At 55.0% G+C, this 23,554-nt stretch carries 23 protein-coding genes; 20 read left to right on the forward strand and 3 right to left on the reverse strand.

Annotation, left to right across the window (positions count from 1 at the left end; genetic code table 11):
* The 6 genes from YERSI8AC_RS09675 (at nt 1) to YERSI8AC_RS09700 (ending at nt 7,785) form a co-directional block, all read left to right on the forward strand.
* Entirely contained in the window at nt 1-831 is an 831-nt protein-coding gene (locus YERSI8AC_RS09675) for a TatD family hydrolase (RefSeq protein WP_009286419.1), read from the forward strand.
* Nucleotides 832-870: 39 nt separating this feature from the next.
* A complete protein-coding gene (locus YERSI8AC_RS09680) occupies nt 871-1,443 on the forward strand; it encodes a DUF1285 domain-containing protein (RefSeq protein WP_027959114.1) in 573 nt (190 codons plus the stop codon).
* Complete coding sequence (locus YERSI8AC_RS09685; protein WP_138800098.1) at nt 1,440-3,650, forward strand: ATP-dependent helicase; 2,211 nt, start codon at nt 1,440-1,442, stop codon at nt 3,648-3,650. Before YERSI8AC_RS09680 ends, YERSI8AC_RS09685 begins: the two co-directional genes overlap by 4 nt.
* A gap of 160 nt (nt 3,651-3,810) precedes the next feature.
* Complete coding sequence (locus YERSI8AC_RS09690; RefSeq protein ID WP_159176653.1) at nt 3,811-5,040, forward strand: porin; 1,230 nt, start codon at nt 3,811-3,813, stop codon at nt 5,038-5,040.
* Nucleotides 5,041-5,051: 11 nt separating this feature from the next.
* Nucleotides 5,052-5,489, forward strand: a complete 438-nt coding sequence (locus YERSI8AC_RS09695) for a hypothetical protein (RefSeq protein WP_022523865.1) — start codon at nt 5,052-5,054, stop codon at nt 5,487-5,489.
* A 109-nt stretch (nt 5,490-5,598) separates the two neighbouring features.
* Nucleotides 5,599-7,785 carry a putative bifunctional diguanylate cyclase/phosphodiesterase gene (locus tag YERSI8AC_RS09700; RefSeq protein ID WP_236557281.1) on the forward strand — a complete coding sequence of 729 codons (2,187 nt, stop codon included), beginning with the start codon at nt 5,599-5,601 and terminating at the stop codon, nt 7,783-7,785.
* 71 nt (nt 7,786-7,856) lie between these two features.
* Here YERSI8AC_RS09700 and YERSI8AC_RS09705 read toward each other — a convergent pair whose 3' ends face one another.
* A complete protein-coding gene (locus YERSI8AC_RS09705; protein WP_159176655.1) occupies nt 7,857-9,521 on the reverse strand; it encodes an electron transfer flavoprotein-ubiquinone oxidoreductase in 1,665 nt (554 codons plus the stop codon).
* A 495-nt stretch (nt 9,522-10,016) separates the two neighbouring features.
* Here YERSI8AC_RS09705 and YERSI8AC_RS09710 point away from each other — a divergent pair, with 495 nt between their 5' ends.
* From YERSI8AC_RS09710 to YERSI8AC_RS09775, 14 genes are all read left to right on the forward strand, one after another.
* Nucleotides 10,017-10,766 carry an electron transfer flavoprotein subunit beta/FixA family protein gene (locus YERSI8AC_RS09710; protein WP_039858181.1) on the forward strand — a complete coding sequence of 250 codons (750 nt, stop codon included), beginning with the start codon at nt 10,017-10,019 and terminating at the stop codon, nt 10,764-10,766.
* Nucleotides 10,767-10,836: 70 nt separating this feature from the next.
* A complete protein-coding gene (locus YERSI8AC_RS09715; RefSeq protein WP_089690688.1) occupies nt 10,837-11,763 on the forward strand; it encodes an electron transfer flavoprotein subunit alpha/FixB family protein in 927 nt (308 codons plus the stop codon).
* Nucleotides 11,764-11,965: 202 nt separating this feature from the next.
* Nucleotides 11,966-12,577, forward strand: coding sequence for a superoxide dismutase (locus YERSI8AC_RS09720; protein WP_138801518.1), 612 nt, complete (start codon nt 11,966-11,968; stop codon nt 12,575-12,577).
* Nucleotides 12,578-12,840: 263 nt separating this feature from the next.
* Complete coding sequence (nrdH, locus tag YERSI8AC_RS09725; RefSeq protein ID WP_008956787.1) at nt 12,841-13,062, forward strand: glutaredoxin-like protein NrdH; 222 nt, start codon at nt 12,841-12,843, stop codon at nt 13,060-13,062.
* A gap of 9 nt (nt 13,063-13,071) precedes the next feature.
* Nucleotides 13,072-13,506, forward strand: coding sequence for a class Ib ribonucleoside-diphosphate reductase assembly flavoprotein NrdI (gene nrdI, locus YERSI8AC_RS09730; RefSeq protein ID WP_159176656.1), 435 nt, complete (start codon nt 13,072-13,074; stop codon nt 13,504-13,506).
* Nucleotides 13,488-15,710 (forward strand): class 1b ribonucleoside-diphosphate reductase subunit alpha, encoded by a 2,223-nt coding sequence (nrdE, locus tag YERSI8AC_RS09735; protein ID WP_022523858.1) that lies wholly within the window; start codon nt 13,488-13,490, stop codon nt 15,708-15,710. Before nrdI ends, nrdE begins: the two co-directional genes overlap by 19 nt.
* 103 nt (nt 15,711-15,813) lie before the next feature.
* Nucleotides 15,814-16,785, forward strand: coding sequence for a class 1b ribonucleoside-diphosphate reductase subunit beta (gene nrdF / locus YERSI8AC_RS09740; protein WP_159176658.1), 972 nt, complete (start codon nt 15,814-15,816; stop codon nt 16,783-16,785).
* A gap of 62 nt (nt 16,786-16,847) precedes the next feature.
* Nucleotides 16,848-17,249 carry an NUDIX hydrolase gene (locus YERSI8AC_RS09745; RefSeq protein WP_022523857.1) on the forward strand — a complete coding sequence of 134 codons (402 nt, stop codon included), beginning with the start codon at nt 16,848-16,850 and terminating at the stop codon, nt 17,247-17,249.
* 212 nt (nt 17,250-17,461) lie between these two features.
* Nucleotides 17,462-18,244, forward strand: a complete 783-nt coding sequence (locus YERSI8AC_RS09750) for a DUF3450 domain-containing protein (RefSeq protein ID WP_022523855.1) — start codon at nt 17,462-17,464, stop codon at nt 18,242-18,244.
* Nucleotides 18,241-19,587 (forward strand): MotA/TolQ/ExbB proton channel family protein, encoded by a 1,347-nt coding sequence (locus YERSI8AC_RS09755; protein WP_159176659.1) that lies wholly within the window; start codon nt 18,241-18,243, stop codon nt 19,585-19,587. Before YERSI8AC_RS09750 ends, YERSI8AC_RS09755 begins: the two co-directional genes overlap by 4 nt.
* Before the next feature lies 1 nt (nt 19,588).
* A complete protein-coding gene (locus YERSI8AC_RS09760; RefSeq protein ID WP_022523853.1) occupies nt 19,589-20,131 on the forward strand; it encodes a MotA/TolQ/ExbB proton channel family protein in 543 nt (180 codons plus the stop codon).
* Nucleotides 20,124-20,531 (forward strand): ExbD/TolR family protein, encoded by a 408-nt coding sequence (locus YERSI8AC_RS09765; RefSeq protein WP_022523852.1) that lies wholly within the window; start codon nt 20,124-20,126, stop codon nt 20,529-20,531. Before YERSI8AC_RS09760 ends, YERSI8AC_RS09765 begins: the two co-directional genes overlap by 8 nt.
* Nucleotides 20,528-21,298, forward strand: coding sequence for an energy transducer TonB (locus YERSI8AC_RS09770; RefSeq protein WP_159176660.1), 771 nt, complete (start codon nt 20,528-20,530; stop codon nt 21,296-21,298). Before YERSI8AC_RS09765 ends, YERSI8AC_RS09770 begins: the two co-directional genes overlap by 4 nt.
* Before the next feature lie 4 nt (nt 21,299-21,302).
* Nucleotides 21,303-22,367 (forward strand): tetratricopeptide repeat protein, encoded by a 1,065-nt coding sequence (locus tag YERSI8AC_RS09775; protein ID WP_159176662.1) that lies wholly within the window; start codon nt 21,303-21,305, stop codon nt 22,365-22,367.
* A gap of 18 nt (nt 22,368-22,385) precedes the next feature.
* Here the strand turns inward: YERSI8AC_RS09775 and xthA are convergent, their stop codons facing one another.
* Entirely contained in the window at nt 22,386-23,213 is an 828-nt protein-coding gene (gene xthA / locus YERSI8AC_RS09780; protein ID WP_159176663.1) for an exodeoxyribonuclease III, read from the reverse strand.
* The gene (locus YERSI8AC_RS09785; protein ID WP_022523848.1) at nt 23,213-23,470 is read right to left on the reverse strand and encodes a hypothetical protein; all 258 of its coding nucleotides are present in this window, start codon (nt 23,468-23,470) and stop codon (nt 23,213-23,215) included. Before YERSI8AC_RS09785 ends, xthA begins: the two co-directional genes overlap by 1 nt.
* Nucleotides 23,471-23,554 lie beyond the last annotated feature (84 nt).

Genomic DNA, 23,554 nt, shown 5'->3' on the forward strand with positions numbered 1-23,554 from the left:
ATGTTTGTTGATTCACACTGTCACTTAGATCGTTTATCCGACCAGACCCATGGGGGCGATATTGCCGCCACTTTGGCCGCCGCCCGCGCTGCCCATGTCAGCCAATTTCTTGCTGTAGCGGTTACCCTAGAAGACATGCCGCAGCTTGCGGCCATTTCACGCGAACATCACGATGTGGCGATTTCCGCTGGTTTGCACCCCCTGCACCACAGTGAGAATGAACCCAGCGTTGCCGATATAAAAGACACCGCTGAGCAGTATGGTGCGGTGGCGATCGGCGAAACTGGCCTGGATTACCACTATCGCGACAGCGTACCTATCGAGATTCAGCACGAGCGCTTTAAGCGTCACTTAATCGCCGCGCGTGAGTTAGAACTGCCGGTGATTATTCATACCCGCGAAGCCAAAGAGGAAACCTTGGCCTTGCTACGTGAATATAGCGACCCGCGAGTGGGCGGTGTATTACACTGTTTTACTGAAGACTTGGCGATGGCCCGTGAAGCGGTGCGGCTGGGTTTTTATATCTCGCTGTCGGGCATTATTACTTTTCGAAACGCCGCTCCGCTGCGTGAACTTGCCCGTCAACTGCCGCTGGATCGCCTGCTGATTGAGACCGATAGCCCTTATCTAGCACCCGTTCCTCATCGCGGCAAGCCCAATGAGCCCGCGTGGGTGGTGCAAGTAGCTGAGTGCATCGCCAAGGAGCGAGGTATCAGTGTCGATGAAGTGGCCATGCAGACGACCGCTAACTTTTATCAGCTTTTTCGTGCCGCCGCTCCCGATGCCCCGGAACACGTTAAAGAGGCGTTGGCCCACTCAGGGCTTCTATAGCCTGAAGTGCCTTGAATACGCTCAAGCGAGGTGGGTGAGATGAATATTGATCGATTGCTGCAGCAAGGTAATGGAGATGAAGGGCGCACTGGCGCTATTCCTCCACTCGATGAGTGGCAGCCTGCGCTCTCTGGCGATATGAACATCATCATTCACGCCGATGGTCGCTGGTCGCACGAAGGTCAGCCGTTTGCCCGACCCAAGGTGGCACGCCTATTGGCAACGCTGCTGCGCCTGGATGACGAGGGTTACTGCCTGGTTACGCCGGTAGAGCGCTGGCGAATAAAGGTCGAAGACCTGCCATTGGTGGCGGTAGAGGCTGACTTCCGTGACGGTGCCTGGTGGTTTACCACCCAGTTTGACGACGTTGTTCGCTTAGATGCCGAGCATCCGCTCACCGTCACCTCAACCCCCCAAGGTGAGGCGGTGCCACAGCTGCCAGTGCGTTTTGGGCTAGCTGCCCGCTTGCACCGCAATGTTTATTACCAGTTGGTTGAGGCGGCTGAAAGCCGTGATGTGGCCGGTGGCAAGAGTGAACTGGGGCTAACGAGTGCCGGTCAGTGGTTTGCGCTGGGTCAGGTGGATGATGAATTACTTGGCGAGGCGCCGTGAAGTTAACTGCTGAACAGCAAGCTGTTGTTAATCATCAGGCCGGGCATGCGCGCGTGGCAGCGGTGGCCGGGGCAGGCAAAACCACCACCATGGCCGCTCGGGTGCTGCATCTATTGGCCAGCGGTGTACCGCCAAAACGTATTTTAGTGCTGATGTTTAACCGCTCAGCAAAGGATGATTTTCAGCGTCGTTTAGCCGCAATGGCACCTGCCGGGCAGGCATTGCCCGATGTCCGCACCTTCCACTCCCTGGGGCACCGCTTGACTCAAAGCTTATGCCGCTGGGGGGCGCTAGCGCCGCGCCAGCTATTATCCGCCGATTGGCAATTAGAGAGGCTGCTTCGTCAGGCAAGTATTAATGTACTGCGTGATGCCGTTGAGCGCCGAGATGCTGCTCTGGAAGGGGATCGGCTAGAAACCTTAGCCCACTTTTGCGGCTTGGTTAAAGCAGAAATGATCACCCCAGAGGCGCTCTATGAGCGGCTGAATTTTGATCCAGACACCGACTATTTCCCAGCGGCGTTTGCCGAAGCAGAGAGGCTATTGGAAGCGGAAGGTGTGATGACTTATGCCGATCTGCTTTATCGTCCGCTGTTGGCGCTAGAAGCAGATAGTGCTTTACGTGGTCGCGTCGAAGGGTTCCTCGACCATGTCATTATTGATGAGTATCAGGATATTAACGCCGCACAGCAGCGACTTTTATCTGTGTTGGTGGGCACTCGTGCCGAGGTAATGGCAGTTGGCGATGCCAACCAGTGTATTTACGAGTGGCGCGGTGCCAAGCCCGACACCATGCTGGAAAATTTCGCCGCCACCTTTGGCGAAGCGACCGATTACCCACTATCAACCACCTTCCGGCACGGTCATGCGTTGGCGCTGGCTGCTAACCATGCCATTGCCGCTAACCAGCGGCGTCCTAATCAGCTATGCCTTGCAGCGGCTAATAACCCGGAGACCCGCGTCTCAGTCGGGCAGGGGAGCCGTTTGCTACTTGATGCGTTGATGGACTGGCAGGCCCAGGGACGAGCGTTTAACGAAGCTAGTTTGCTGGTACGCAGTTGGGCGCTTTCGGTGCCGTTTCAACTGGCGCTGCTACAAGCAGGGATTCCATTTCGGCTTCAGCGCGAGGATCGTTTTGTGTTTCGTCTGCCGCTGGTGCAGGCCTTGGCGGGCTATTTAAAGCTGTCGCGTCGTCCAGATCTTCTTCGCGACCCGCAGCAACTGTTACTGCTGCTTTCACAGCCGACCCCCTTCGTTGCCCGTGAGCGGCTTCAGCGTTTGGCGCACCAACTGGCGACTACTCAGCAGTGGCCCGAGCGGCATGACGCCATGTTAACGGCGTTAAAGCCGATCCAGAGGCGCACGCTGAAAAAGCGCTGGCTGCTGCTTTGTGAGCTACCACAGCTGAGTGCATGGCCGCCCGCGAAGTTGCTACGCCATGTGGTGGAAAGCATTGATGCTGAAAAAACGCTTAAGCGTGCGGCAGCGCGGCGGGATAAAGGCGAAGAGGATGTGCGCTTACTTGACGTGCTGATCGAACAAGCGCAAAGCGTGCAAGACCCGGATGCCTTTATCGAACTTCTTGAGCGCCCGGTAGAAAATCAGGCGGGTGGTGTGCTGATTAGCACTGTGCACGGGGCCAAAGGGCTGGAGTGGCCACTGGTAGCGGTAGCCGGTGTTAACGAAGAAGACTTTCCTCACTATAGCCGCGATAACCCGCTCAGCGATGAGCGGCTTGAGGAGGAGCGGCGGCTCTTCTACGTGGCAATTACTCGCGCCCAGGAGCAGCTATTAGTGCTTCATGATGGGGGCGTGCACCGGCCGAGTCGCTTTATTGCCGAAAGCGCCTGGCAGGATAGCATGCGGGTTGCCTCCTGCTTGGCCAGTACCAGTGCGCCCGCGGCGACCCTGCAAGTGACATCGGTGGGCCTGGTTGAACGCTATCTGATTCGGCTGGGGCGAGACGATATTGCGCTTGCGCCGGCACAGGTTGATGAGGTCAAAGCGGGTTATTCAGCAGAGGCGAATTTCTACCCTGGTCAACGGCTTCATCACGCGGTATTTGGCGTAGGCGAAGTGGCGGCGGTGGAGGGAAGCGCCAGCGACCCGGTCATTGATGTGCGTTTTGATCAGGCAGGGCGAAGGCGACTCATTGCCCGCCGCGCACCCATTGAGCTACTCGAAAATGGCTCAACGCTTGCTGGGTAAGTCATTGATTTTCTAATAGTACACACTCTTTCACATTTGAACTCAAATTAAGCTTTAGAGCTGTTTGACTTAGCATCGCCCTGCCGATTTAATACCCACACTTCTACCGAGTTAATACTCAGCAGCTCATAGTATATAACTAATGAAATAGGGAACGAGCATGGTAAGGCAAGTCACTTGGCTTTGCGCCATTTTGATCGTTACCCAAAGCGGCGCCTTGCTTGCTGATAACTCCCTACCTAATCTTGAATTCAATGGTTTTGGCACGCTGGGGGTCGTTCACTCTGACGAGCAAAATGCTGACTTCGTTAACGACCCTTTTGCTTCACAAGGTGCTGGATACAGCCATGATTGGAGCGCAGAAGTTGATAGCCGCTTAGGGCTTCAAGCTACGCTGCATCTCACGCCTAAACTGTCCTCGGTTGTTCAAGTAGTCAGCGAGAAGCGGTATGACGGCTCTTACGCACCTGAGATTGAATGGGCGAATGTTCAATACGACATTACCCCTAATCTTAGTTTCCGCGTTGGGCGTATGGTGCAGAGCTCATTCATGGCTTCTGAACATCGTAAAGTTAATTACGCCACTCCATGGGTGCGGTCTCCGCAAGAAGTTTATCGTCTAATGCCGGTGGCTAATTTTGACGGTGTTGATATGCGCTATCGATACCCAGTAGGGGAGACTACCAATGAATTGCAGTTGAATTTTGGTGGTGGCAGCGTTGATTACTCAACGGGTAGTATCGACGCCAGCGATTCCTGGGGCGTTTCTCACCGTACTCATTGGGGGGATGTCACCCTGTTCGCCAGCTACGGCGAACTGAAAGTAAGCGCAGATGAACTCTCACAATTTTTCGATGTTTACCGCCTCTTTGGTCTACCCGGTGAACAGCTTGCTAGCCGCTACGAAGTTGATGGTAAGCGTACGAGCCTGCTGAGTTTAGGGTTAGGTTATGACCCTGGGTCATGGTTTGTTATGGGCGAGTGGGCACGCTCTTCGTCGCCTTCTCTGTTAGGGGAGAGCGAAGGAGCCTACATGACGTTAGGTTACCGTGTCGCCGAGTGGACACCGTATGTAGGTGTGGCGCGAGCAAAAGTCACCAGCAATACGTCAGAGCCTGGGCTAAATGCTGCCCTGTATCCATCACCCTTTGCAGAAGGTGCCCAGCTCCTTAACGGGATGTTGAATGAGCTACTATCCAGCGGAATACAGCAAGAAAGCATAACGGTTGGTGCACGCTGGGATTTCAGACCGGGTATGGCTCTTACGGCCCAATATGATCACATCGATATGCGCTCAGGGACATCAGGGGGGCTGATTAATCAACAGCCCGAGTTTACCCCAGGTGGACGTATTAACCTGTTCAGCCTTTCGCTCGACTTTGTGTTTTAAGGAGAGTGGCCATGCTTAAACGTCTAACTGGATCCGGAATCAGCCTCTTATTGGGGGCGATGTTGAGCATGACTTATCATCCTGCTTCAGCCGAAGTATTGGTGGTGGTATCAGCCGAGGCGCCTTTTACTCGCCTTACCAGCAGCGATTTAAGGGATGTTTATTTAGGGCGCCGCACGCTAATAGTTAACGGAGCACAGGTGGTGCCCTTGGATCTGACTGAAGGTACGGCAGCGAGAAGTGAGTTCTATACCCGCTACACGGGGCAAACCCCTGCGCAGATCAAGGCACACTGGGCCAGGCAGATATTTACCGGGCGAGGGCAGCCGCCCCAAGCGCTGGCTAATAGTCGCGCAGTGGTAGAGCGATTAGTCAGTGATGCAAAAGCACTGGGCTATATAGACCCTTCCTTTCTTGATGAGCGTTTGAGAGTGGTGACAATTGAGTAGTCTCAATGATCCAAGAGGCCCGAGCCGGGTCAGCTCATCCAGAGCCTTTATTCATCGATGGTCACATCATCTTGTAGAGCCACTGGTACTCTTTAGCATCGTGGCTTTTATGATGTTACTGGTTATATGGGGAAGTACTTATTTTTTAGTCAATAAAGAGCGTATGTCCATTGAGCGCCAGGCAGAGCTGTCCGTGGGTGAAATCACCGACACCTACGAAGCAAGGGTTGTAAGGGCCCTCAGGGAAATTGACACGACACTGAAGTTAGTACGTTTTACCGCCAATAGCAGCAATCACTCGAGCGTGCTCAGTGTGTTAAATGAGCAGCGGCTGCTGCCTCCCGCACTGCTTTTTACCATCAGTATTGTTGATTCGCAGGGCATGGTTGTTGAGACCACTGATCCTGGGCTGCTTGGGCAGCGCCTAACGCCTCCTGCGCAAGCAATTCTGGACGATGATTACTTAGCCGTGGGAGAAAAGGATGCTAACCAGATTACCTTTACTCGGCCATTAAGGCCTGAGCAAGAATCTGCGCAAGGGGGAGGCTCAGGTTGGGTCATCATCGCTATTGATGCCAATTACTTTGTGAGCAGTTATGAAGTTCGGTCTTTGGGCCAGCAGGGCATGCTGGCACTCGTCGGTGCGGATGGCATCGTACGGGTCAGGCGTTCTGGAGATGTGATCCATTCAGGCGAGTTAATGGATATAGGAGCCTGGAAAAGTAGCACACTGGATGCTGTTAGTGCGCCCTTTATGACCCACTGGCAAGGGGTTGAGCGTTACACACTGGTGCGCGAGCTGTATGATTTTCCACTCTCGATCGTGGTAGGGCTCTCTGCCCAGGAGCAGTTGGCCGCAGCTCACCAGCTTGCGCGAAACTATTGGCAGCGGGCCGGTTGGACTAGCGGCCTGCTACTCATCATTCTGGCTATACTCGGTCGTTTGAGCTGGCAACTTCAGTGGGCGCGGCGGCGGGTAATGGAAGAGCGTGTATCACATGCTCAGCAGGTCGAACACTTAGCTTTCCATGACACGCTAACCGATTTGCCTAATCGAGCCTTTTTGAGCCACTTGATTACTCAGGCCGTGAAGCTTGGCGGTCGCCATAGTGAATCCTTCGCGCTGCTTTTCTTGGATCTTGACCGCTTTAAGTTAATCAATGACACCTTGGGTCACGATGCCGGAGACCATCTCTTGCAAGAAGCAGCAAGTCGACTGACCACTTCGGTGCGTGAAAGTGATGTCGTCGCTCGGTTAGGGGGCGATGAATTTGTCATCCTTTTGAGTAAGGTTAGTCGACGAGACCAGATTGAGCCCATCGCCCAAAAAATTCTTTCAGCCATCAGAGAGCCCTTTATGCTAGCGGGCCAGGAGTGCCATGTCTCGGTAAGTATTGGTGTCTCGCTGTATCCGTTTGACGGGCTTGACGAGCAAACATTAATGAAAAGCGCTGATATGGCGATGTATCAGGCGAAGCTGCTGGGCAAAAACACTGTCCAGTTCTATACCGATGAATTAAGTGCGGAGATGGATGTGCGTTTAACCTTGGAGTCTGGCCTGCATCGTGCGCTTGTGAGTCATGAGTTTAGGTTGTTCTTCCAGTCAAAGCATGACGTCGAAGTAGGTAGCACGCTTGGCATGGAGGCATTGCTTCGTTGGCAGCATCCAACGCTTGGATTGCTGGAACCCGCCCAATTCATGCCCCTGGCTGAAGAGAGCGGTTTGGCCATGCCTATCGCTCAATGGGTGCTCGAAAATGCCTGTAGGCAAAACATGCTGTGGCAACAAGAAGGGTTTCCCACATTAACAATGGCGGTCAATATTTCTGCACGTCAATTTTACGACAACAGCTTTGTGGAGAGTATCAAGGAGGCATTAGCCACTACTGGAATGGATCCCTGGCTACTTGAGTTGGAAATGACAGAGAGCATGCTGCTGCAGGATGTTCAGAGTACGGCGAGTATCTTTGCCGAGATTAAAAAACTCGGGGTTAAGATAGTCATTGACGATTTTGGTACAGGGTATTCTTCTTTATCTGACTTAAACGCTTTGCCTGTCGATACGTTAAAAGTAAGTTCTTCTTTAGTTAAGCGCTTATCAGGCACTCGTCGCGACCAGCAGTTATCGTCATCGGTCATTGAGTTGGGTAAGCGTCTAGGGATGCAGGTGTTCGCGAAAGGGGTCGCTTCTCATGAGCAGTCCCAGTTCATAGGCAGCCACTCCAGTCTCCCTTTTCACGGCTTTTATAGTAATAGACCGTTATCAGCAGAGGAGAGCTGTCAAAGGGAGAAATAGCCCAGACAGACACCGCTTACCCTTTTACAGCCAATGTAGGGCAAGCAGTGCACAGGTTTTAGCCGACTACTTTACATATTAGGGTAGTTGGGTCCGCCACCGCCTTCTGGTGCTACCCAGGTAATATTTTGCGCTGGGTCTTTGATGTCGCAAGTTTTGCAGTGCACGCAGTTTTGGAAATTGATCTGAAAGCGTGGCTGGCCCGCGCTATCCTCTACCACTTCGTAAACACCGGCCGGGCAGTAGCGCTGCGCCGGTTCTGCGTATTTGGGCAGGTTTTCGCGGATCGGTAGCTCAGGATCGTCCAGGCGCAAATGACACGGCTGATCCTCTTCATGGTTGGTGTTCGACAGAAACACAGAGGTAGGCTTGTCGAAGGAGAGCTTGCCGTCCGGTTTGGGATAGTTAATCTTTTCAAACTTGGCTGCAGGCTTGAGGGCGCCATAGTCTGTGGTGGTGTCGTGGACGTTAGGCAGCTTGTTGCCCAGCAACTGGTGAGCAAAATTATATGCTCCACCGCCCACGGTGCCATATTTATGGATCGCGGGGCCGAAGCTGGCGCTCTCTTTAAGCTCTTGGTAGGCCCAGCTGGCTTCCCATTTCTGGGTAAAGCTCGTTAGCTCCTGGGCGCCTTCATCACCACCTTTGATCGCCTCAAATACGCTCTCCGCGGCAACCAAACCAGACTTCATGGCGGTGTGCAGGCCTTTGATCTTGGAAAAGTTGAGAGTGCCCGCATCGCAGCCAATCAATAGCCCGCCGGGGAAGGTCATTTTGGGTAGGCTGTTAAAGCCCCCCTTGGTAATCGCCCGGGCGCCATAAGCCACGCGCTTGCCCCCCTCCAGATACTGACTAAGTACCGGATGATGCTTCATACGCTGAAATTCGTCGAAGGGCGAGAGCCACGGGTTCTGGTAGCCCAGATCCATAATCAAACCCACCACCACCTGCTGGTTTTCCGCATGGTAAAGAAACCAGCCGCCGTGAGCGTTTTTATCTAATGGCCAGCCAGAACCATGCAACACAAGCCCAGGCTCATGCTTGTCGGCAGGCACATCCCACAGCTCTTTAAGGCCGATGCCGTAGTGTTGCGGGTCGCGTCCTGCATCCAGTGAGAAGTCTTTGATTAAGCGCTTGCCCAAATGCCCCCGCGAGCCTTCGGCAAACAGCGTGTATTTGGCGCGTAGTTCCATGCCCGGCATATGGCCATCTTTAGGGGTGCCATCTGCGGCAACACCCATGTCGCCAATCAGAATACCGCGCACGGCGCCTTCTTCAATAATGACCTCTTGGGCGGCAAAGCCTGGGAAGATTTCTACGCCGAGGCCCTCTGCCTGTTCCGCCAGCCAGCGGCACAGATTGCCTGCACTGATTACATAGCGGGTAAGCTCGCCGCCGGTGTTATGCATGCTTTTAGGTACCAAGGCGTTGGGCACTTTCTGCGCTTTTTCGGCGTCTTTGAGCAAGAAAACGTCATCGCGAATCGCCGGGGTATTGAGCGGTGCGCCGCGCTCTTCCCAATCTGGAAACAGTTCCGCCAGTGCGCGAGGTTCAAAGACTGCGCCCGATAAAATATGTGCGCCAACTTCTGAGCCTTTCTCAACGACGCAAACCGTGAGCTCTTGCTCAGCCTCGTTGGCTTGCTGCATTAGTCGGCATGCGGCGGAAAGCCCAGATGGGCCCGCACCGACAATGACGACATCAAAGTCCATTACATCGCGTTCTACAGTTTCCACCCGGTTTCTCCTTATTCTCTTTAAGTGCCAGCGTTTACAAAGCTAATCTAAGGTTAACTCCAGGGAACTAGCTTATAAAAAGTCGGCCTTAATTTAAAACGGTCGTTTGCTTCTGGTTATGCCCCATGATAGGCATAATACCTGTGTCAGGTCACGCCTACGATGGTGAAAGGAGCATTTATTGACGGTATGCTTTGTTAACCCTCGTTCAGTGCTACAACTAAGGCCGTAGTGGATGATTAAGCATTAGGTATTGTCGCTTTGTGGCAGGCTATGGCAAATTGGGAGGGTTTTTCAATTGCGCACCTATCAAACGCTCGATTGAATTTAAAAGCGCCGCCATTTTTTGTTGGCAGCGCCTGTATTGGGGCAGGCGAATCGCTGTTGAGCGATTGCCGGTAAGTCTTCAATACACCACACATCTTAAAAAGGGGTATCCGCTGGGCGGGTGCCGTCTCAGGGTAACGGCTTTACGACAAGCCAAGCGAGGAACCTATGAAAGTACTCGTCGCGGTGAAACGCGTCATCGACTATAACGTCAAAATCCGCGTTAAGGCGGATCATTCGGACGTCGATCTTACCAACGTCAAAATGGCCATGAACCCTTTCTGCGAAATTGCCGTGGAAGAGGCGGTACGCCTGAAAGAGAAGGGCGTGGCGACAGAAGTCGTCGCCGTCACGGTAGGGCCCAAAGCCGCCCAAGAGCAGCTGCGTACGGCGCTGGCGCTGGGCGCCGACCGCGCCATTCATATCGAAACCGACGAGCGCGCCGAATCCCTGGCCGTGGCCAAGCTGCTGGCCAAAGTGGTCGAAGAGGAGCAGCCGGGGTTGGTGGTGCTGGGCAAGCAGGCCATCGACACCGACAACAACCAGACCGGCCAAATGCTCGCCGCGCTGACCGGTCTGCCCCAAGGCACTTTTGCCTCGGAAGTTGCAGTGGACGGTGACAAGGTGCATGTGACCCGTGAAATCGACGGCGGCCTGCAAACCATCGCACTGACGCTACCGGCGATCGTCACCACCGACCTGCGCCTCAACGAGCCTCGCTACGCCAAGCTGCCTGACATCATGAAGGCCAAGAAAAAACCGCTGGATGTGAAAACCCCCGCCGACTACGGCGTCGAGGTCGCCTCCAAGGTCAGTCTGCTCAAAGTCGAGTCGCCCGCCGAGCGCAAAGGCGGCGTCAAAGTCGCCTCGGTAGACGAGCTGATCGACAAACTGAAAAACGAAGCCAAAGTTCTTTGAGATAAGCTCTTTAAGATAAGTGCTTTGAAAACCGTACTTTAAGAAAAGAGCTTTGAAAGGAGTTGATGCCATGAGCATTCTGGTACTTGCGGATCTACACGAAGGCCAACTGGCCGGCGCCACCGCCCACGTCGTGGCGGCCGCCCAAGCCATCGGTGGCGATATTGACGTGCTGGTGGCCGGTGAAGGGGTTCAGGCCGCCGCGGAAGCTGCCGCCAAACTCGACGGCGTAAGCAAAGTACGCGTCGCGGATAACGCCGTTTACGCCCACCAGCTGGCCGAGCCAATGGGCGCGCTGCTGGTCGAACTGGCCGATGGCTACACCCACGTACTGGCCAGCGCCTCCACCACCGGCAAAAACGTACTGCCGCGTTTAGCGGCGCTAAAAGATGTTAGCCAGCTGTCGGACGTTATCGCCGTGGACAGTGCCGATACCTTCAAGCGTCCTATCTACGCCGGTAACGCCATTGCGACGGTGAAAAGCGACGATGTGCTCAAGGTCATCACCGTGCGTTCCACCGGCTTTGATGCGGTCGGCACCAGCGGCAGCGCGACGATTGAAACCGTCGACGTAGTGGTGGACAACAGCCAGTCCAGCTTTGTGAAGGAGGAACTGGCGCAGTCGGATCGTCCTGAACTGGGCGGTGCCAAGGTGGTGATTTCCGGTGGCCGTGGTATGGGCAACGGCGAGAACTTCAAACTGCTCGACGGCATCGCCGACAAGCTGGGCGCTGCCATTGGTGCTTCCCGGGCCGCCGTCGACGCAGGCTTTGTGCCCAACGATATGCAGGTTGGCCAGACCGGCAAGATCGTTGCCCCGGATCTGTATATCGCCGTGGGCATTTCCGGTGCCATCCAGCACCTGGCGGGCATGAAAGACTCCAAAGTGATCGTCGCGATCAACAAAGACGACGAAGCACCGATTTTCCAGGTGGCGGATTACGGCCTGGTGGGGGATCTATTTGAGATCCTGCCGGAACTTGAGAGCAAGCTGTAAGCAATACCGTGATTCAATAGCGGTGGGCCGACTTCGCCAGAAGTCGGCTTTTTTTTTGGCGGGTGTATTAGGTAAACTGGCAATAGTTGACTAAAGTACTGGGGCAAAAGGTAAGAAAAACCACCCCGGTGGTTGAAAAAGCTGCGGGCTGACCGCACATAGATAAGTGAAAGCAACGAAAGCCACTCAAGGAGATGATGATATGGCACATACACTACCCGAATTGCCGTACGCATATGACGCTCTCGAACCAAACATCGATGCGATGACGATGGAAATTCACCATTCTCGTCACCATCAAACCTACATCAACAACCTGAACGCCACGCTGGAAGGCACAGGTCTTGAAGATATACCTGTCGAAGAGCTGGTCGCTAATCTGGATCGCGTTCCAGAAGCCAAGCGTCAAGCCGTTATCAATAACGGTGGCGGTCATGCCAACCACTCCATGTTTTGGCAAATGATGTCGCCTAACGGCGGTGGTAATCCCCAGGGTGATGTCGCAAAAGCGATTGACGCTGAGCTGGGTGGCCTGGAAGCCTTTAAAGAAGAATTCAAAAAAGCCGCCCTTGGCCGTTTCGGCAGTGGTTGGGCTTGGCTCTCCATTACTCCTGAAAAGAAATTGGTGGTAGAGAATACCCTGAACCAAGACAGCCCGTTGATGCACGGCAACACGCCGCTGCTCGGGCTGGATGTTTGGGAGCATGCCTACTACCTGAAGTATCAAAACAAGCGTCCTGACTACATTGCTGCGTTCTTTAACGTAGTTAACTGGGAAGACGTTGAGCGTCGTTATCAAGCTGCGATTAGCTAATATTGCTATGAGCCGCTAACTGCGCCGGTTCACGGCGCTGTTAAAAACCGTCCACTTTTTAGTGGGCGGTTTTTTATTGCCTGGGACAGTGTTTTAGGGGCAGGGTTGGGCATTAGCTGTCAATATCCTGTGGATGAAAAATACCACATATGCTTGAATTGATTTTTCATTGGTCTATATATAGTATGCGTCGTATCTTTTAGAGAGGGCAGGCACTAGATGTGCCCTACCCGAAAAATGCCGCTATGAAAAGGAAAATAGCCATGGAAATCCAAATTTATAGCAAGCCCGCTTGTGTTCAATGCACCGCGACTTACCGCGCGCTCGACAAGCAGGGGCTTGATTACACTGTTATCGATATTACCGCCGAATCCGGTGCCCAAGAAGAAGTCGAAGCTCTCGGCTATCGCCAGCTTCCTGTCGTAGTCGTCGGCGAGGATCACTGGTCGGGTTTCCGCCCAGACCGCATTCAAGCGCTGGCTTAAGTCATCCCAATGCTGGCAAGTTGCTCACCTTCACCTATCGCCGGCAGTTTGGTTTACTTCTCTACAAAATCAGGCAATACCCATCGATTTGTAGAAAAACTTGGTTTTGCCGCAAAGCGACTGCCGTTGAATCGAGATGAGCCTGTTCCACGAGTCACCCAGCCGTATATTTTAATTACCCCCACTTATGGTGGGGGAAGCGAGCAGGGTGCGGTGCCCAAGCAGGTGATCCATTTTCTTAACGACACACATAATCGAAGCCTCCTGCGGGGGGTGATTGCAGCGGGAAATACAAATTTTGGCGAAACGTATGGCCTTGCTGGCCGCATTATTGCGAAAAAATGCCAAGTGCCGCTGCTGTATCGATTCGAATTATTTGGCACCGACGATGACGTGGCCAATGTCCGTCAAGGAGTAGAAGAGTTTTGGAAACGACAAACCTAGCCCTGAAAGACTCAGCGCCGAAAGACTCAGTCTCGAACGACGTATCCACTAAAAACGGTGAGGCCAAGCGGCCAGCGGCGAAGACAGAAGCTCGCACGCTGGACTATCACGCTCTTAACGCCATGCTCAACCTGTACGGTGCCAATGGCGAGCTGCAGCTGGATAAAGATCGTGAAGCGGCACGCCAGTACTTTTTGCAGCACGTTAACCAGAACACGGTGTTTTTCCACTCGTTAGAGGAGAAACTCGATTACCTGGTCGAAGAGCAGTATTACGAAGCCGAGATGCTGGCCCAGTACAGCTTCGCCTTTATCAAGGCGCTGTTCGAGCAGGCCTATGCATATAAGTTTCGCTTCCCTAGCTTTTTGGGCGCCTTTAAGTACTACACCAGCTACACGCTGAAGACGTTCGACGGCAAGCGCTATCTAGAGCGTTACGAAGACCGCGTCTGCATGGTCGCGCTAACCCTGGCGCGGGGCGACGAAACGCTGGCGAAGTCGCTGGTGGATGAAATCATTAGCGGCCGCTTTCAGCCGGCGACCCCCACCTTTTTGAACTGTGGCAAGCAGCAGCGCGGCGAGCTGGTGTCATGCTTCCTACTGCGTATCGAAGACAATATGGAGTCGATTGGCCGTTCGATTAACTCGGCCCTCCAGCTCTCCAAACGCGGCGGCGGCGTGGCGTTTCTGCTCAGTAATATTCGTGAGTCGGGTGCGCCCATCAAGCGTATTGAAAACCAGTCATCGGGCATCATCCCGATTATGAAACTGCTGGAAGACGCCTTCTCCTATGCTAACCAGCTGGGGGCTCGTCAGGGGGCAGGGGCGGTGTATCTTAACGCTCACCACCCGGATATCCTGCGCTTTTTGGATACCAAGCGGGAAAATGCCGACGAGAAAATTCGTATCAAAACGCTCTCCCTGGGCGTGACGATTCCGGATATTACCTTTGAACTTGCCAAGCGCAACGACGACATGTACCTGTTCTCGCCCTACGATGTAGAGCGTGTTTACGGCGTGCCCTTTGGCGACATCAGCGTTACCGAGAAGTACCAAGAGATGGTTGCGGATGCGCGCATTCGTAAGCATAAGATCAATGCACGGGCCTTCTTCCAAACTCTAGCCGAGCTGCAGTTCGAGTCGGGCTACCCGTACATCATGTTCGAAGACACGGTTAATCGCGCCAACCCGATTGCTGGCCGTATCAACATGAGCAACCTTTGCTCGGAAATTCTTCAGGTCAATACGCCTACCGAGTATGACGATGACCTGGGTTATCGCCAAATCGGTCAGGACATCTCCTGTAACCTGGGCTCCATGAACATTGCCAAGGTGATGGACGCAGGCGATATCGGTACCAGTGTGGAAATCGCCATTCGTGGCCTCACCGCCGTATCAGAGATGAGTAACCTGCGCAGCGTGCCCTCTATTGCCGAAGGTAATGCCAAGTCGCGGGCGATTGGCTTGGGCCAGATGAATCTACACGGCTATCTGGCACGGGAGCACATCTACTACGGCTCTGACGAAGGTTTGGATTTTACCAATCTCTACTTCTACTGCGTTGCCTTCCATGCGATTCGTGCGTCGAACCGTTTGGCGATTGAGCACAAAGAGTCGTTTGCGGGCTTTGCAGACTCTACCTACGCCTCGGGTACTTTCTTCGATAAGTACACCGACCAGGCGTGGTTGCCGCGGACTGATAAAGTACGTGGGCTGTTTGAGCGCAGCGGTATCGCGCTGCCGACCCAGGACGATTGGCAGGAGCTGAAAGCCTCGGTCATGGCCCACGGTTTGTATAACCGTAACCTGCAGGCAGTACCGCCCACGGGGTCGATCTCCTACATCAATAACTCCACCTCCAGTATTCACCCGGTGGCTGCGAGAATCGAGATTCGTAAAGAGGGCAAATTGGGGCGTGTTTACTACCCGGCACCTTTCCTGGATGAAGCTAATTTTGACTACTTCCAGGACGCCTACGAAATCGGCCCGGAAAAGATCATCGATACCTACGCGGAAGCCTCGCAGCACGTCGACCAGGGCTTATCGCTAACGCTGTTCTTCCCGGACACCGCAAGCACGCGCGATATCAATAAGGCGCAGATTTACGCCTGGCGCAAAGGCATCAAAACGCTTTACTACATTCGCCTGCGCCAGAGCGCGTTAGAAGGTACTGAGGTAGAAGGCTGCGTTTCCTGCACGCTGTAATGGTACTGATTTCTGCCGCTACGCCTTGTGTCCGTTATTGAGCATTCGTTTTTAAACGAGCTTTGCTAGCCCGGCTCTCATAGCCGGGCTTTGAGAGAGTGATATGAATACCATGCAACGTTTATCGCGCATTGATGCGATTAACTGGAACCGGCTTCAGGATGATAAAGACCTGGAAGTGTGGAACCGCTTGACCAGTAATTTTTGGCTTCCCGAGAAGGTGCCGCTGTCGAACGATATTCAGTCGTGGAATACGCTGACCGAGAAAGAAAAGCAGCTGACGATCCGCGTTTTCACGGGCCTTACACTGCTGGACACCATCCAAAGCAGCGTGGGTGCGCCGGTATTAATGGAAGACGCTCGCACTCCCCATGAAGAGGCGGTTTACACCAACATCGCCTTTATGGAATCAGTGCATGCGCGCTCCTATAGCTCGATCTTCTCGACGCTCTGTACCACCCGTGATGTGGATGACGCGTTCCGCTGGAGCGAAGAGAACCCTACTCTGCAGGCAAAATCTCAGCTGATTCTGGAGCGCTACCGCTCGGATGATCCGCTGATGCGCAAAGTTGCCAGCGTGTTCCTTGAGTCATTTCTGTTCTACTCCGGCTTCTACCTGCCGATGTACTGGTCAAGCCATGCCAAGTTGACCAACACCGCCGACCTTATTCGTCTAATCATTCGCGACGAAGCGGTACACGGCTACTACATCGGCTATAAATTCCAGCAGGCAATGGCGGAAGCGACGCCAGCGCGTCAGCAGGAAGTCAAAGATTACGCCTATGAGCTGCTGCTGGAGCTCTACGACAACGAAGTGCGCTACACCGAGTCTCTTTATGACGAGGTAGGCCTTAGCGAAGATGTGAAAAAATTCCTTCACTACAACGCCAATAAAGCGCTGATGAATCTTGGCTTTGAGCCCCTATTCCCCAGCAGCGTCACCGATGTGGACCCGACCATCATGGCGGCTCTGTCACCTAACGCCGACGAGAATCACGACTTCTTCTCCGGCTCCGGTTCTTCTTACGTCATCGGCAAAGCCGTCGCCACCGAAGACGACGACTGGGCGTTTTAATAGCCGTATGAGTGGGAGGAGATGAGTTGATGGTATAAATAAATGTGCATAGAGGAGGAGGTATGCCAGACAGTCCCGCTAACGTATTAAAAATTGCTGCAGCAATGGTGAGCGATCCCGATGGTCGTTTGCTATTAGTGCGTAAGCACAATACGTCCTTCTTTATGCAGCCCGGCGGCAAGATCGATGCGGGTGAAACCGCCCCAGAGGCGCTGTGCCGTGAGCTGAAAGAGGAGTTGGGCTTGCAGGTTAATGAAGATCAACTGATTCCGCTAGGCGTGCACAGCGCTCCCGCTGCCAATGAACCGGACATTATGCTTGAAGCGCACCTGTTTAGCCTGGTTATCGACGAGCCTGTGGAGGCGGCGGCTGAAATAGCCGAAGCAAGATGGGTAACCCGTGAAGAGGCTTGGCAACTCCCGCTGGCGCCGCTGACAAAAGAGTACGTAGTGGTTAACTATTAAGCTTAGATATTGTGATAACGGGCGCTGATGGGCGCCTTTTTTTATGCGTGTTAGGTAAGCGAAATCAAATGATCGTTAATGATAAATATTGTCATTTATTCTATTAGTGGTAGGCTATGTCCCGGAAAAGATAAACGCAAATCGTTCTAATACCCAATTAGTTTTTAGTGGCGCGGTGCTCGCCGCCCGCTACTCAGTGACGGAGAGTCGACGTGCTGAACAGGCCTTTCTTTGCCTTGCGTGGATGGTGGCTAGCGGGAGTGCTGGCCAGTGGCACGCTGATGGCAAGTGAACAAGCAGTGGCTCAAGCGGCCGAAAGTGTCGAAGCCCAGCAAACCCAGGCAGCGCTTCAGGAGCAGATTGATGCTGCCGATGAACAGACCCGGGAGCAGTTGGAGGAGTTGCGCCGTTTGGAGCGCGAAACCCGCCAGTTGAAGGCTGATAACGCCTCTCTGTCCGGGCGCTTGGCGGAAGAGGCCGAGCGTCAGCAGCGTTTGGCGACGGCGCTGGATACGCTGGAAGAGACCCGCGCAGCGCTGCCCGTGATCGAACAGAATATGGCCGAGCAACTGAGCGGCTGGATTGAGCGTGACCTGCCGTTTCTACGTGAAGAGCGGTTGGCGCGGGTTGAGCGTCAGCCAGACGAGCAAGGTCAAAACACTATCGAGCGTATTAATGGACTGTTAGAGGCCTGGCGCGTTGAGCTCGATTATGGTCAGGAGATGGACAGCTGGCGGGGGCGTTTAAGTCAGGATGGTCGCGAACGCGAAGTGGATTTCTTGCGCATCGGGCGTATCGGCTTTTATTACCTAACCCCCGATGGCCGTGAGGGGGGTGTTTGGAGTGCTGAGAACGGCGCATGGCAGCCGCTGGATGACGAGTACCTGCGTGAAGTGCGCAGTGGGCTGCGTATGGCGGAAGATCAGCGCGCCCCTGATCTATTAACCTTGCCGCTCTCGATCAGTGCCAATGACCTGCAGGGAGAGCAACCATGAGTCGACTAACACTCCGTCAACTTGGCTATGTCTGTGTTGTATTGGGACTGGTAGCGGTAAGTGGTATATCAATGGCGCAAACCGAAAGCGCTACTTCTCTGCGTGAAGCCCGTGAGGCTGCTGAAGCGCGAGACCAGCAGCGGCTAATGAGCTTTCTGGATGACCAGCAGGCGCTAGAGTCCGCGCTGGAGCAGGCGCGCGCAGAGCACGAAGATGTCCAGCAGCAGCATGAAGCACTACAGGCGCAGCAGGCAGAGCAAACAGATCAAGCCAGCGAGCTGAGCGAGCGCCAGGCAGAGCAGGGCGAAGCGCTCTCGGGTCTGCTGGCCAATCTTGCCCGACATAGCTCAGAGATTCGCAACACGCTTGGCGAACAGAGTCTGCTAACCCTTGAGGAGGGCTCGCTGCCGCTGCGGTTGGATGAAGTGGAAGTGCTTGAGCGCCATCAGCTGGAAAACGTGGTGGATCGCTTGGCAACGCTAACCGCGCGCACCGGCCGTGCCGAACGGCTTTCAATGCCAGTAGCCGATGCTAACGGCGAGGTGGCCGCCCGCGAGTTGGTGCGGTTGGGCGATTTTGCGGCCTTTACCGAGAACGAGCTTTTAGAGCGCGGTGAAAATGACGGCAACCTAGTGGTTCTGCCGCGTACCCCCGATGCCATTGGCGGGGTACTGGCGGATTACTACCAAGGCGAGAGCAGCGTCTTTGCCATTGATCCTACCCAGGGCAGCGTGCTGGAGGCCTTGGCCCAGCAACCCAGTCTATGGGAGCGTTTCCAGCAGGGCGGCTATGTCGGCTACGTTGTCGTGGCGCTGGGTATTCTGGGTATGATCATCGGTCTGGGGCAGTATCTCTATCTAGTGCTGGTTAGCCTGCGCGTAAAGCGTCAGCGGCAATCCCTCGATCAGTTGCGGGACAATAACCCGTTGGGGCGGGTGCTACTGCGCTTTGAAGGCATGGATAAACATCAAACTCCGGAGGCGCTGGAAGCGCGGTTGGATGAAGCGGTGTTGGCCGAGTTGCCCAGGTTGGAACGCAGCCAGCCGATGGTGAAGCTGCTTGCCGCGATAGCACCGTTGCTCGGCCTGCTGGGCACGGTAACCGGCATGATCGTGACTTTCCAGGCGATTACCGTGTTTGGCACCGGCGACCCGCAACTTATGGCGGGCGGCATCAGTCAGGCACTAGTGACCACCGTACTAGGTCTAATTACCGCCGTACCGCTGTTGTTTGTACAGACCGCTTTGGCAGGCCGCAGCCGTTACTTGACCCACGTGATTGAAGGGCAGGCGAGCGCGACACTGGCAGATCATCTGGAATCTCACACGCCCGTGGTGAATTAACATGTCCACTCTTCCTCTCTGGCTCGAACCCGTTGAGCGCTTAGTAGAGGCGGGTGGCGCGGTACTGGTGGTTTTGGCCGTCGTGGCCGTACTGGTGTTTGCCATGGCTATGGAGCGCTGGTGGTACTACCGGATTACTTGGCGTATAGCACGCCGTCAACTGTTACGCCGCTGGGCGGCACGTAGTGACCACTCCAGTTGGAGTGCCCGGACACTGCGTCAGGTGTGGGCCGAGGCGCTGGTCGCCAGGCTGCGCAAACCCTTGCCATGGTTAAAACTGTTAGTCGCGCTATGTCCGTTACTAGGCCTGTTAGGCACCGTGACGGGCATGATTAGCGTGTTCGATAGCCTTTCGCTGAGCGAGACCCATCAAGCCCGCGCTATGGCAGATGGGGTTGCCCGGGCGACGCTGCCGACCTTGACCGGCATGGCCATTGCCGTAGTAGGGCTGTTATTTATTAGCCGTTTAGAGCACGTCATCCGTCGCGAAGACCAGCGGCTGCATGATCGCCTGGCGCGGGCACTGGAGGAGAGTGATGCGTAGACGTCGTTCCATAGATGCGACTGCTGAGAGCAACGAGGTGAATCTTACCCCGATGCTTGACGTGGTATTTATCATGCTGATTTTCTTTATTGTGACTACCAGCTTTGTCAAAGAGAGCGGTGTCGAGATTGAGCGGCCGGAATCTAGCGCCGCCACCCCGCGCCCGGATGCCCAGGTGCTCGTGGCGATTTCCCCCGAGGGTGCAGTGTGGGTAGATGGCAGTCCCGTGGATGCCCATCGGGTCGGCCAGCAGGTAGCCGATATGCTAAGTGATGATGGCTCGGTGGTTATTCAGGCGGATCGCGAATCCACCACGGGCTTGCTGATCGAGGTGATGGATCGCCTACGTGAGGCGGGCGTTGACCAAGTGGCGGTGGCGGCGAGTCGGAGTGGGTCATGATGCGCCACCTGCTGTCATTATTGGGAGGCGTCGTGCTGGCGGTGGGCTTGTTCTGGCTACTTGCCCAGTTAGTGGCTCCCCCTGAGCGGGAGCCCGAAGAGCTGACCATGAGCATGGCGATGACCATGATTGAAGCGCCGGAGGTGGCCCCTGAGCAGGAGGCGCCCACGCCTCAGCCTGTTGAAGCGGCACCCCAGCAAACGCCGCCGCCCATGCCTGCACCCGAGCCGCCTCCGGTAGCGGAAAGCACTATTAGTCTGCCGGAAGTGGAACTGCCAGATGAGCCCGTCGAGCCGGTTGAAATGGACAGCGAACTCCCGGAGCTAACGGAAGTTAAACCGGAACCCCGGCCCGAACCTACTCCTGAGCCGAGACCAGAGCCGACCCCGCAACAGCAACCTGTCGAGGCAGCTCCTAGAGCAGCCCCTGCGTCAGTGGATTCTGCACCCGCCGTGCGCGAAGCTGCCCCGGAAGCTCAGCCAGCGCCCTCTAATGAGCCGGTGAATGTGGGCCAAGTGACACCGACGAACCAAGTTGGTCCAAAGTACCCGCCCCGTGCCCAGCGCCGAGGTATGGAAGGCTTTGTAGAGGTGGCCTTTACGATTCGGCGTGATGGCAGTGTCGACAGCTCTTCTATACGGGTTACCAGCGCGCAGCCGCGTCGGGTGTTTGATGATGCCGCGCGGGAGGCGATTGCCAAGTGGCAATTTGAACCCAGCGATCGGTTACGCAATGCCACCCAGCGGATCGAGTTTGAGTTGAGGTAGCCGTATGAAGCGTCTTTTATGCATTCTATTACTCAGCGTTTGGCCTCTTTCGTCACAGGCCAGCCCTGCGCTACAAGGTGATGTGATTGCTGACCTCAATGCGCTGCAAAGCCAGTTAAAAGAGGGCGCGTTGCCTCAGGTCGTTGAGCGGGCAACGGCCCAGGCTGAGCGGTTGGCATCCGGCAACCAATCGGATCAGTGGGCCAGTGCGCTCTATCAACAGTTAGCGGCAGGTGCCTTGGCGCGTCAGGATCAGCACGCTGCGGCAGCGGATCGGCTGGCGATTGCCCGTGGCTTAAACGGTGTGGATAGTGTCCAAGCAGCCCGTTGGCTACGTGAGGAGGCCTCACTGCGCCGTGCTGCTGGCCAGCGTGATCAGGCCATTGAGCTACTCAGTGAGTGGTTAGCCAATCAGCAAGATAGTGATACTACCTGGCAGCTAACCCGCCTGCTGGCGCAACAGGAGCGTTGGGAAGAAGCCGCTGGCTGGCTTGAGCAAGCACTTAATGAGACGCCAGAGCCCAACGAAGTACAGCAGGCTCTGGCGCTTGCTGTGTATCGCAATGCCGGGCAAGGCGATCAGGCATTGGGCTGGCTGCTAGATGACTTGAATGCGCAAAGCGACCCCGCAGATTGGCGCCAAGCCGCCGGGCTTGCCCAGCAGGCTGGGCAGTCAGGGGTTGCCGCTGGTTTGTGGGAGGCCGGGTGGCAATTAGGTAAGTTGACCGAGCAGGAAGATTTCTGGCTGTTGATTCAACTCCATCTCGCCGGCGGAACCCCCGCTAGAGCGGCAGAACACCTAGAGCGGGCGCTGAATGAGGGCGATATCGTTCGCGATGAGTCCCATCTGCGTTTGCTTGCCAACGCTTGGCGGCAGGCTAAAGACGTTGAGAAGGCCCTGAATGCCTGGCACGCCTTAGCGCTGCATACGCAAGTTGCTGCCGACTGGCGAGCCTATGGTCAACTTGCTTACGCCTGGGGTGAGGATGGGCAAGCGAAACAAGCCTTTGCCCGCGCCTCGTCGCTAGGTGACGAGGAGGCGGAGCAGTGGCTGGCCAGCTTTAACTAGAAAAGACTACGTAGAAAACTACGCCTTAAGCGTGAGAGCGAAGTCGCTCCAGGTAGGCGCGTGATCAGAGGGGCGTTCCATGCCGCGCAGGTCATAGTCGATGCCAGCGGCAGTAACCTGATCGGCTAGCGCCTTGGTGACTAGAATATAGTCGATACGCAGGCCGCGCTTGGGCTCCTGGTTAAACCCTTTTGAGCGGTAGTCGAACCAGCTAAAGCGGTCATCGCTTTGTGGATAGCAGAGGCGATAGCTGTCGGTAAGTCCCCAGGCTTTAATGCCTTCGAGCCATTCGCGCTCAATGGGTTGAAAGCTGGTTTTGCCTTCGCGCAGCCAGCGCTTGCGGTTAGCGTCGCCAATGCCAATGTCCTGATCTTCCGGCGAGATATTAAAGTCGCCCATGATCGCCAGCCGCTCGTCGGGACGGTGCTGTTCGTTGAGCAATCGCGCTAGTTGGCCATAAAAGCGCTCTTTATGGGGGAATTTGGTCGGGTGAGTAACGTTTTCGCCCTGAGGAAAATAGCCGTTCCATACCGTCACGGCTTCTCCGTTCTCTGCGATCAGACGAACGCCGATCATGCGTCGCTGAGCGTCTTCCTCATCATCGGGGAAACCGTAAAAAATCTCTTCGGGCGCCTGACGGCACATTAAAGCGACGCCGTAATGGCCTTTTTGGCCGTGATAAAAAACGTGGTAGCCCATGGCTTCCACGTCGGCAAGCGGGAACTCGCTGTCCTGTACCTTGGTTTCCTGCAGCCCAATTACGTCCGGCTGCTGAGTGTCGATCAACGCCTGTAACTGGTGAAGTCGTGCTCGAATGCCATTAATGTTGAACGAGACCAAGCGCATTACGAGTCGTCCCCCTTAGGTTTGCTAGCGTCGCTGCTCGATTTGTCAGGGTGTATAGCAATATCCTGCCCGCTCTGCTGGCGAGCGAGTTTTCTCACCGCCTGCAGTTTGCGCTGCTGCTGCTTTTTCGCTACAAAACGGCGCGAAGGGGCCACTTGGTCGGGATTGTCGTGGCGCCATTTTTTATAATCTTTCCGCCGGCCGGTACGGATTGTCACCTTATCGGCCAGTGAACGAGTTTTTTTCTTACGCGTCATGTCGCGCTCCTTACGTCGATTTGACGGCTATTCTAACAGGCCTTGGGACTCCTTCGACAGCAGGACGCGCTCTTATCGCCAAGC

The organism is Halomonas sp. 113 (genome assembly GCF_904067645.1).
Lineage (GTDB): Bacteria > Pseudomonadota > Gammaproteobacteria > Pseudomonadales > Halomonadaceae > Vreelandella > Vreelandella titanicae.

What these genes read in the sequence shown, in the direction of transcription:
- YERSI8AC_RS09675 (WP_009286419.1), top strand. Translation starts at nt 1, where the DNA reads ATGTTTGTTGATTCACACTGTCACTTAGATCGTTTATCCGACCAGACC.
- YERSI8AC_RS09680 (WP_027959114.1), top strand. Translation starts at nt 871, where the DNA reads ATGAATATTGATCGATTGCTGCAGCAAGGTAATGGAGATGAAGGGCGC.
- YERSI8AC_RS09690 (WP_159176653.1), top strand. Translation starts at nt 3,811, where the DNA reads ATGGTAAGGCAAGTCACTTGGCTTTGCGCCATTTTGATCGTTACCCAA.
- YERSI8AC_RS09695 (WP_022523865.1), top strand. Translation starts at nt 5,052, where the DNA reads ATGCTTAAACGTCTAACTGGATCCGGAATCAGCCTCTTATTGGGGGCG.
- YERSI8AC_RS09700 (WP_236557281.1), top strand. Translation starts at nt 5,599, where the DNA reads ATGATGTTACTGGTTATATGGGGAAGTACTTATTTTTTAGTCAATAAA.
- YERSI8AC_RS09710 (WP_039858181.1), top strand. Translation starts at nt 10,017, where the DNA reads ATGAAAGTACTCGTCGCGGTGAAACGCGTCATCGACTATAACGTCAAA.
- YERSI8AC_RS09715 (WP_089690688.1), top strand. Translation starts at nt 10,837, where the DNA reads ATGAGCATTCTGGTACTTGCGGATCTACACGAAGGCCAACTGGCCGGC.
- YERSI8AC_RS09720 (WP_138801518.1), top strand. Translation starts at nt 11,966, where the DNA reads ATGGCACATACACTACCCGAATTGCCGTACGCATATGACGCTCTCGAA.
- nrdH (WP_008956787.1), top strand. Translation starts at nt 12,841, where the DNA reads ATGGAAATCCAAATTTATAGCAAGCCCGCTTGTGTTCAATGCACCGCG.
- nrdI (WP_159176656.1), top strand. Translation starts at nt 13,072, where the DNA reads ATGCTGGCAAGTTGCTCACCTTCACCTATCGCCGGCAGTTTGGTTTAC.
- nrdF (WP_159176658.1), top strand. Translation starts at nt 15,814, where the DNA reads ATGAATACCATGCAACGTTTATCGCGCATTGATGCGATTAACTGGAAC.
- YERSI8AC_RS09745 (WP_022523857.1), top strand. Translation starts at nt 16,848, where the DNA reads ATGCCAGACAGTCCCGCTAACGTATTAAAAATTGCTGCAGCAATGGTG.
- YERSI8AC_RS09755 (WP_159176659.1), top strand. Translation starts at nt 18,241, where the DNA reads ATGAGTCGACTAACACTCCGTCAACTTGGCTATGTCTGTGTTGTATTG.
- YERSI8AC_RS09760 (WP_022523853.1), top strand. Translation starts at nt 19,589, where the DNA reads ATGTCCACTCTTCCTCTCTGGCTCGAACCCGTTGAGCGCTTAGTAGAG.
- YERSI8AC_RS09765 (WP_022523852.1), top strand. Translation starts at nt 20,124, where the DNA reads ATGCGTAGACGTCGTTCCATAGATGCGACTGCTGAGAGCAACGAGGTG.
- YERSI8AC_RS09770 (WP_159176660.1), top strand. Translation starts at nt 20,528, where the DNA reads ATGATGCGCCACCTGCTGTCATTATTGGGAGGCGTCGTGCTGGCGGTG.
- YERSI8AC_RS09775 (WP_159176662.1), top strand. Translation starts at nt 21,303, where the DNA reads ATGAAGCGTCTTTTATGCATTCTATTACTCAGCGTTTGGCCTCTTTCG.
- xthA (WP_159176663.1), bottom strand. Translation starts at nt 23,213, where the DNA reads ATGCGCTTGGTCTCGTTCAACATTAATGGCATTCGAGCACGACTTCAC.
- YERSI8AC_RS09785 (WP_022523848.1), bottom strand. Translation starts at nt 23,470, where the DNA reads ATGACGCGTAAGAAAAAAACTCGTTCACTGGCCGATAAGGTGACAATC.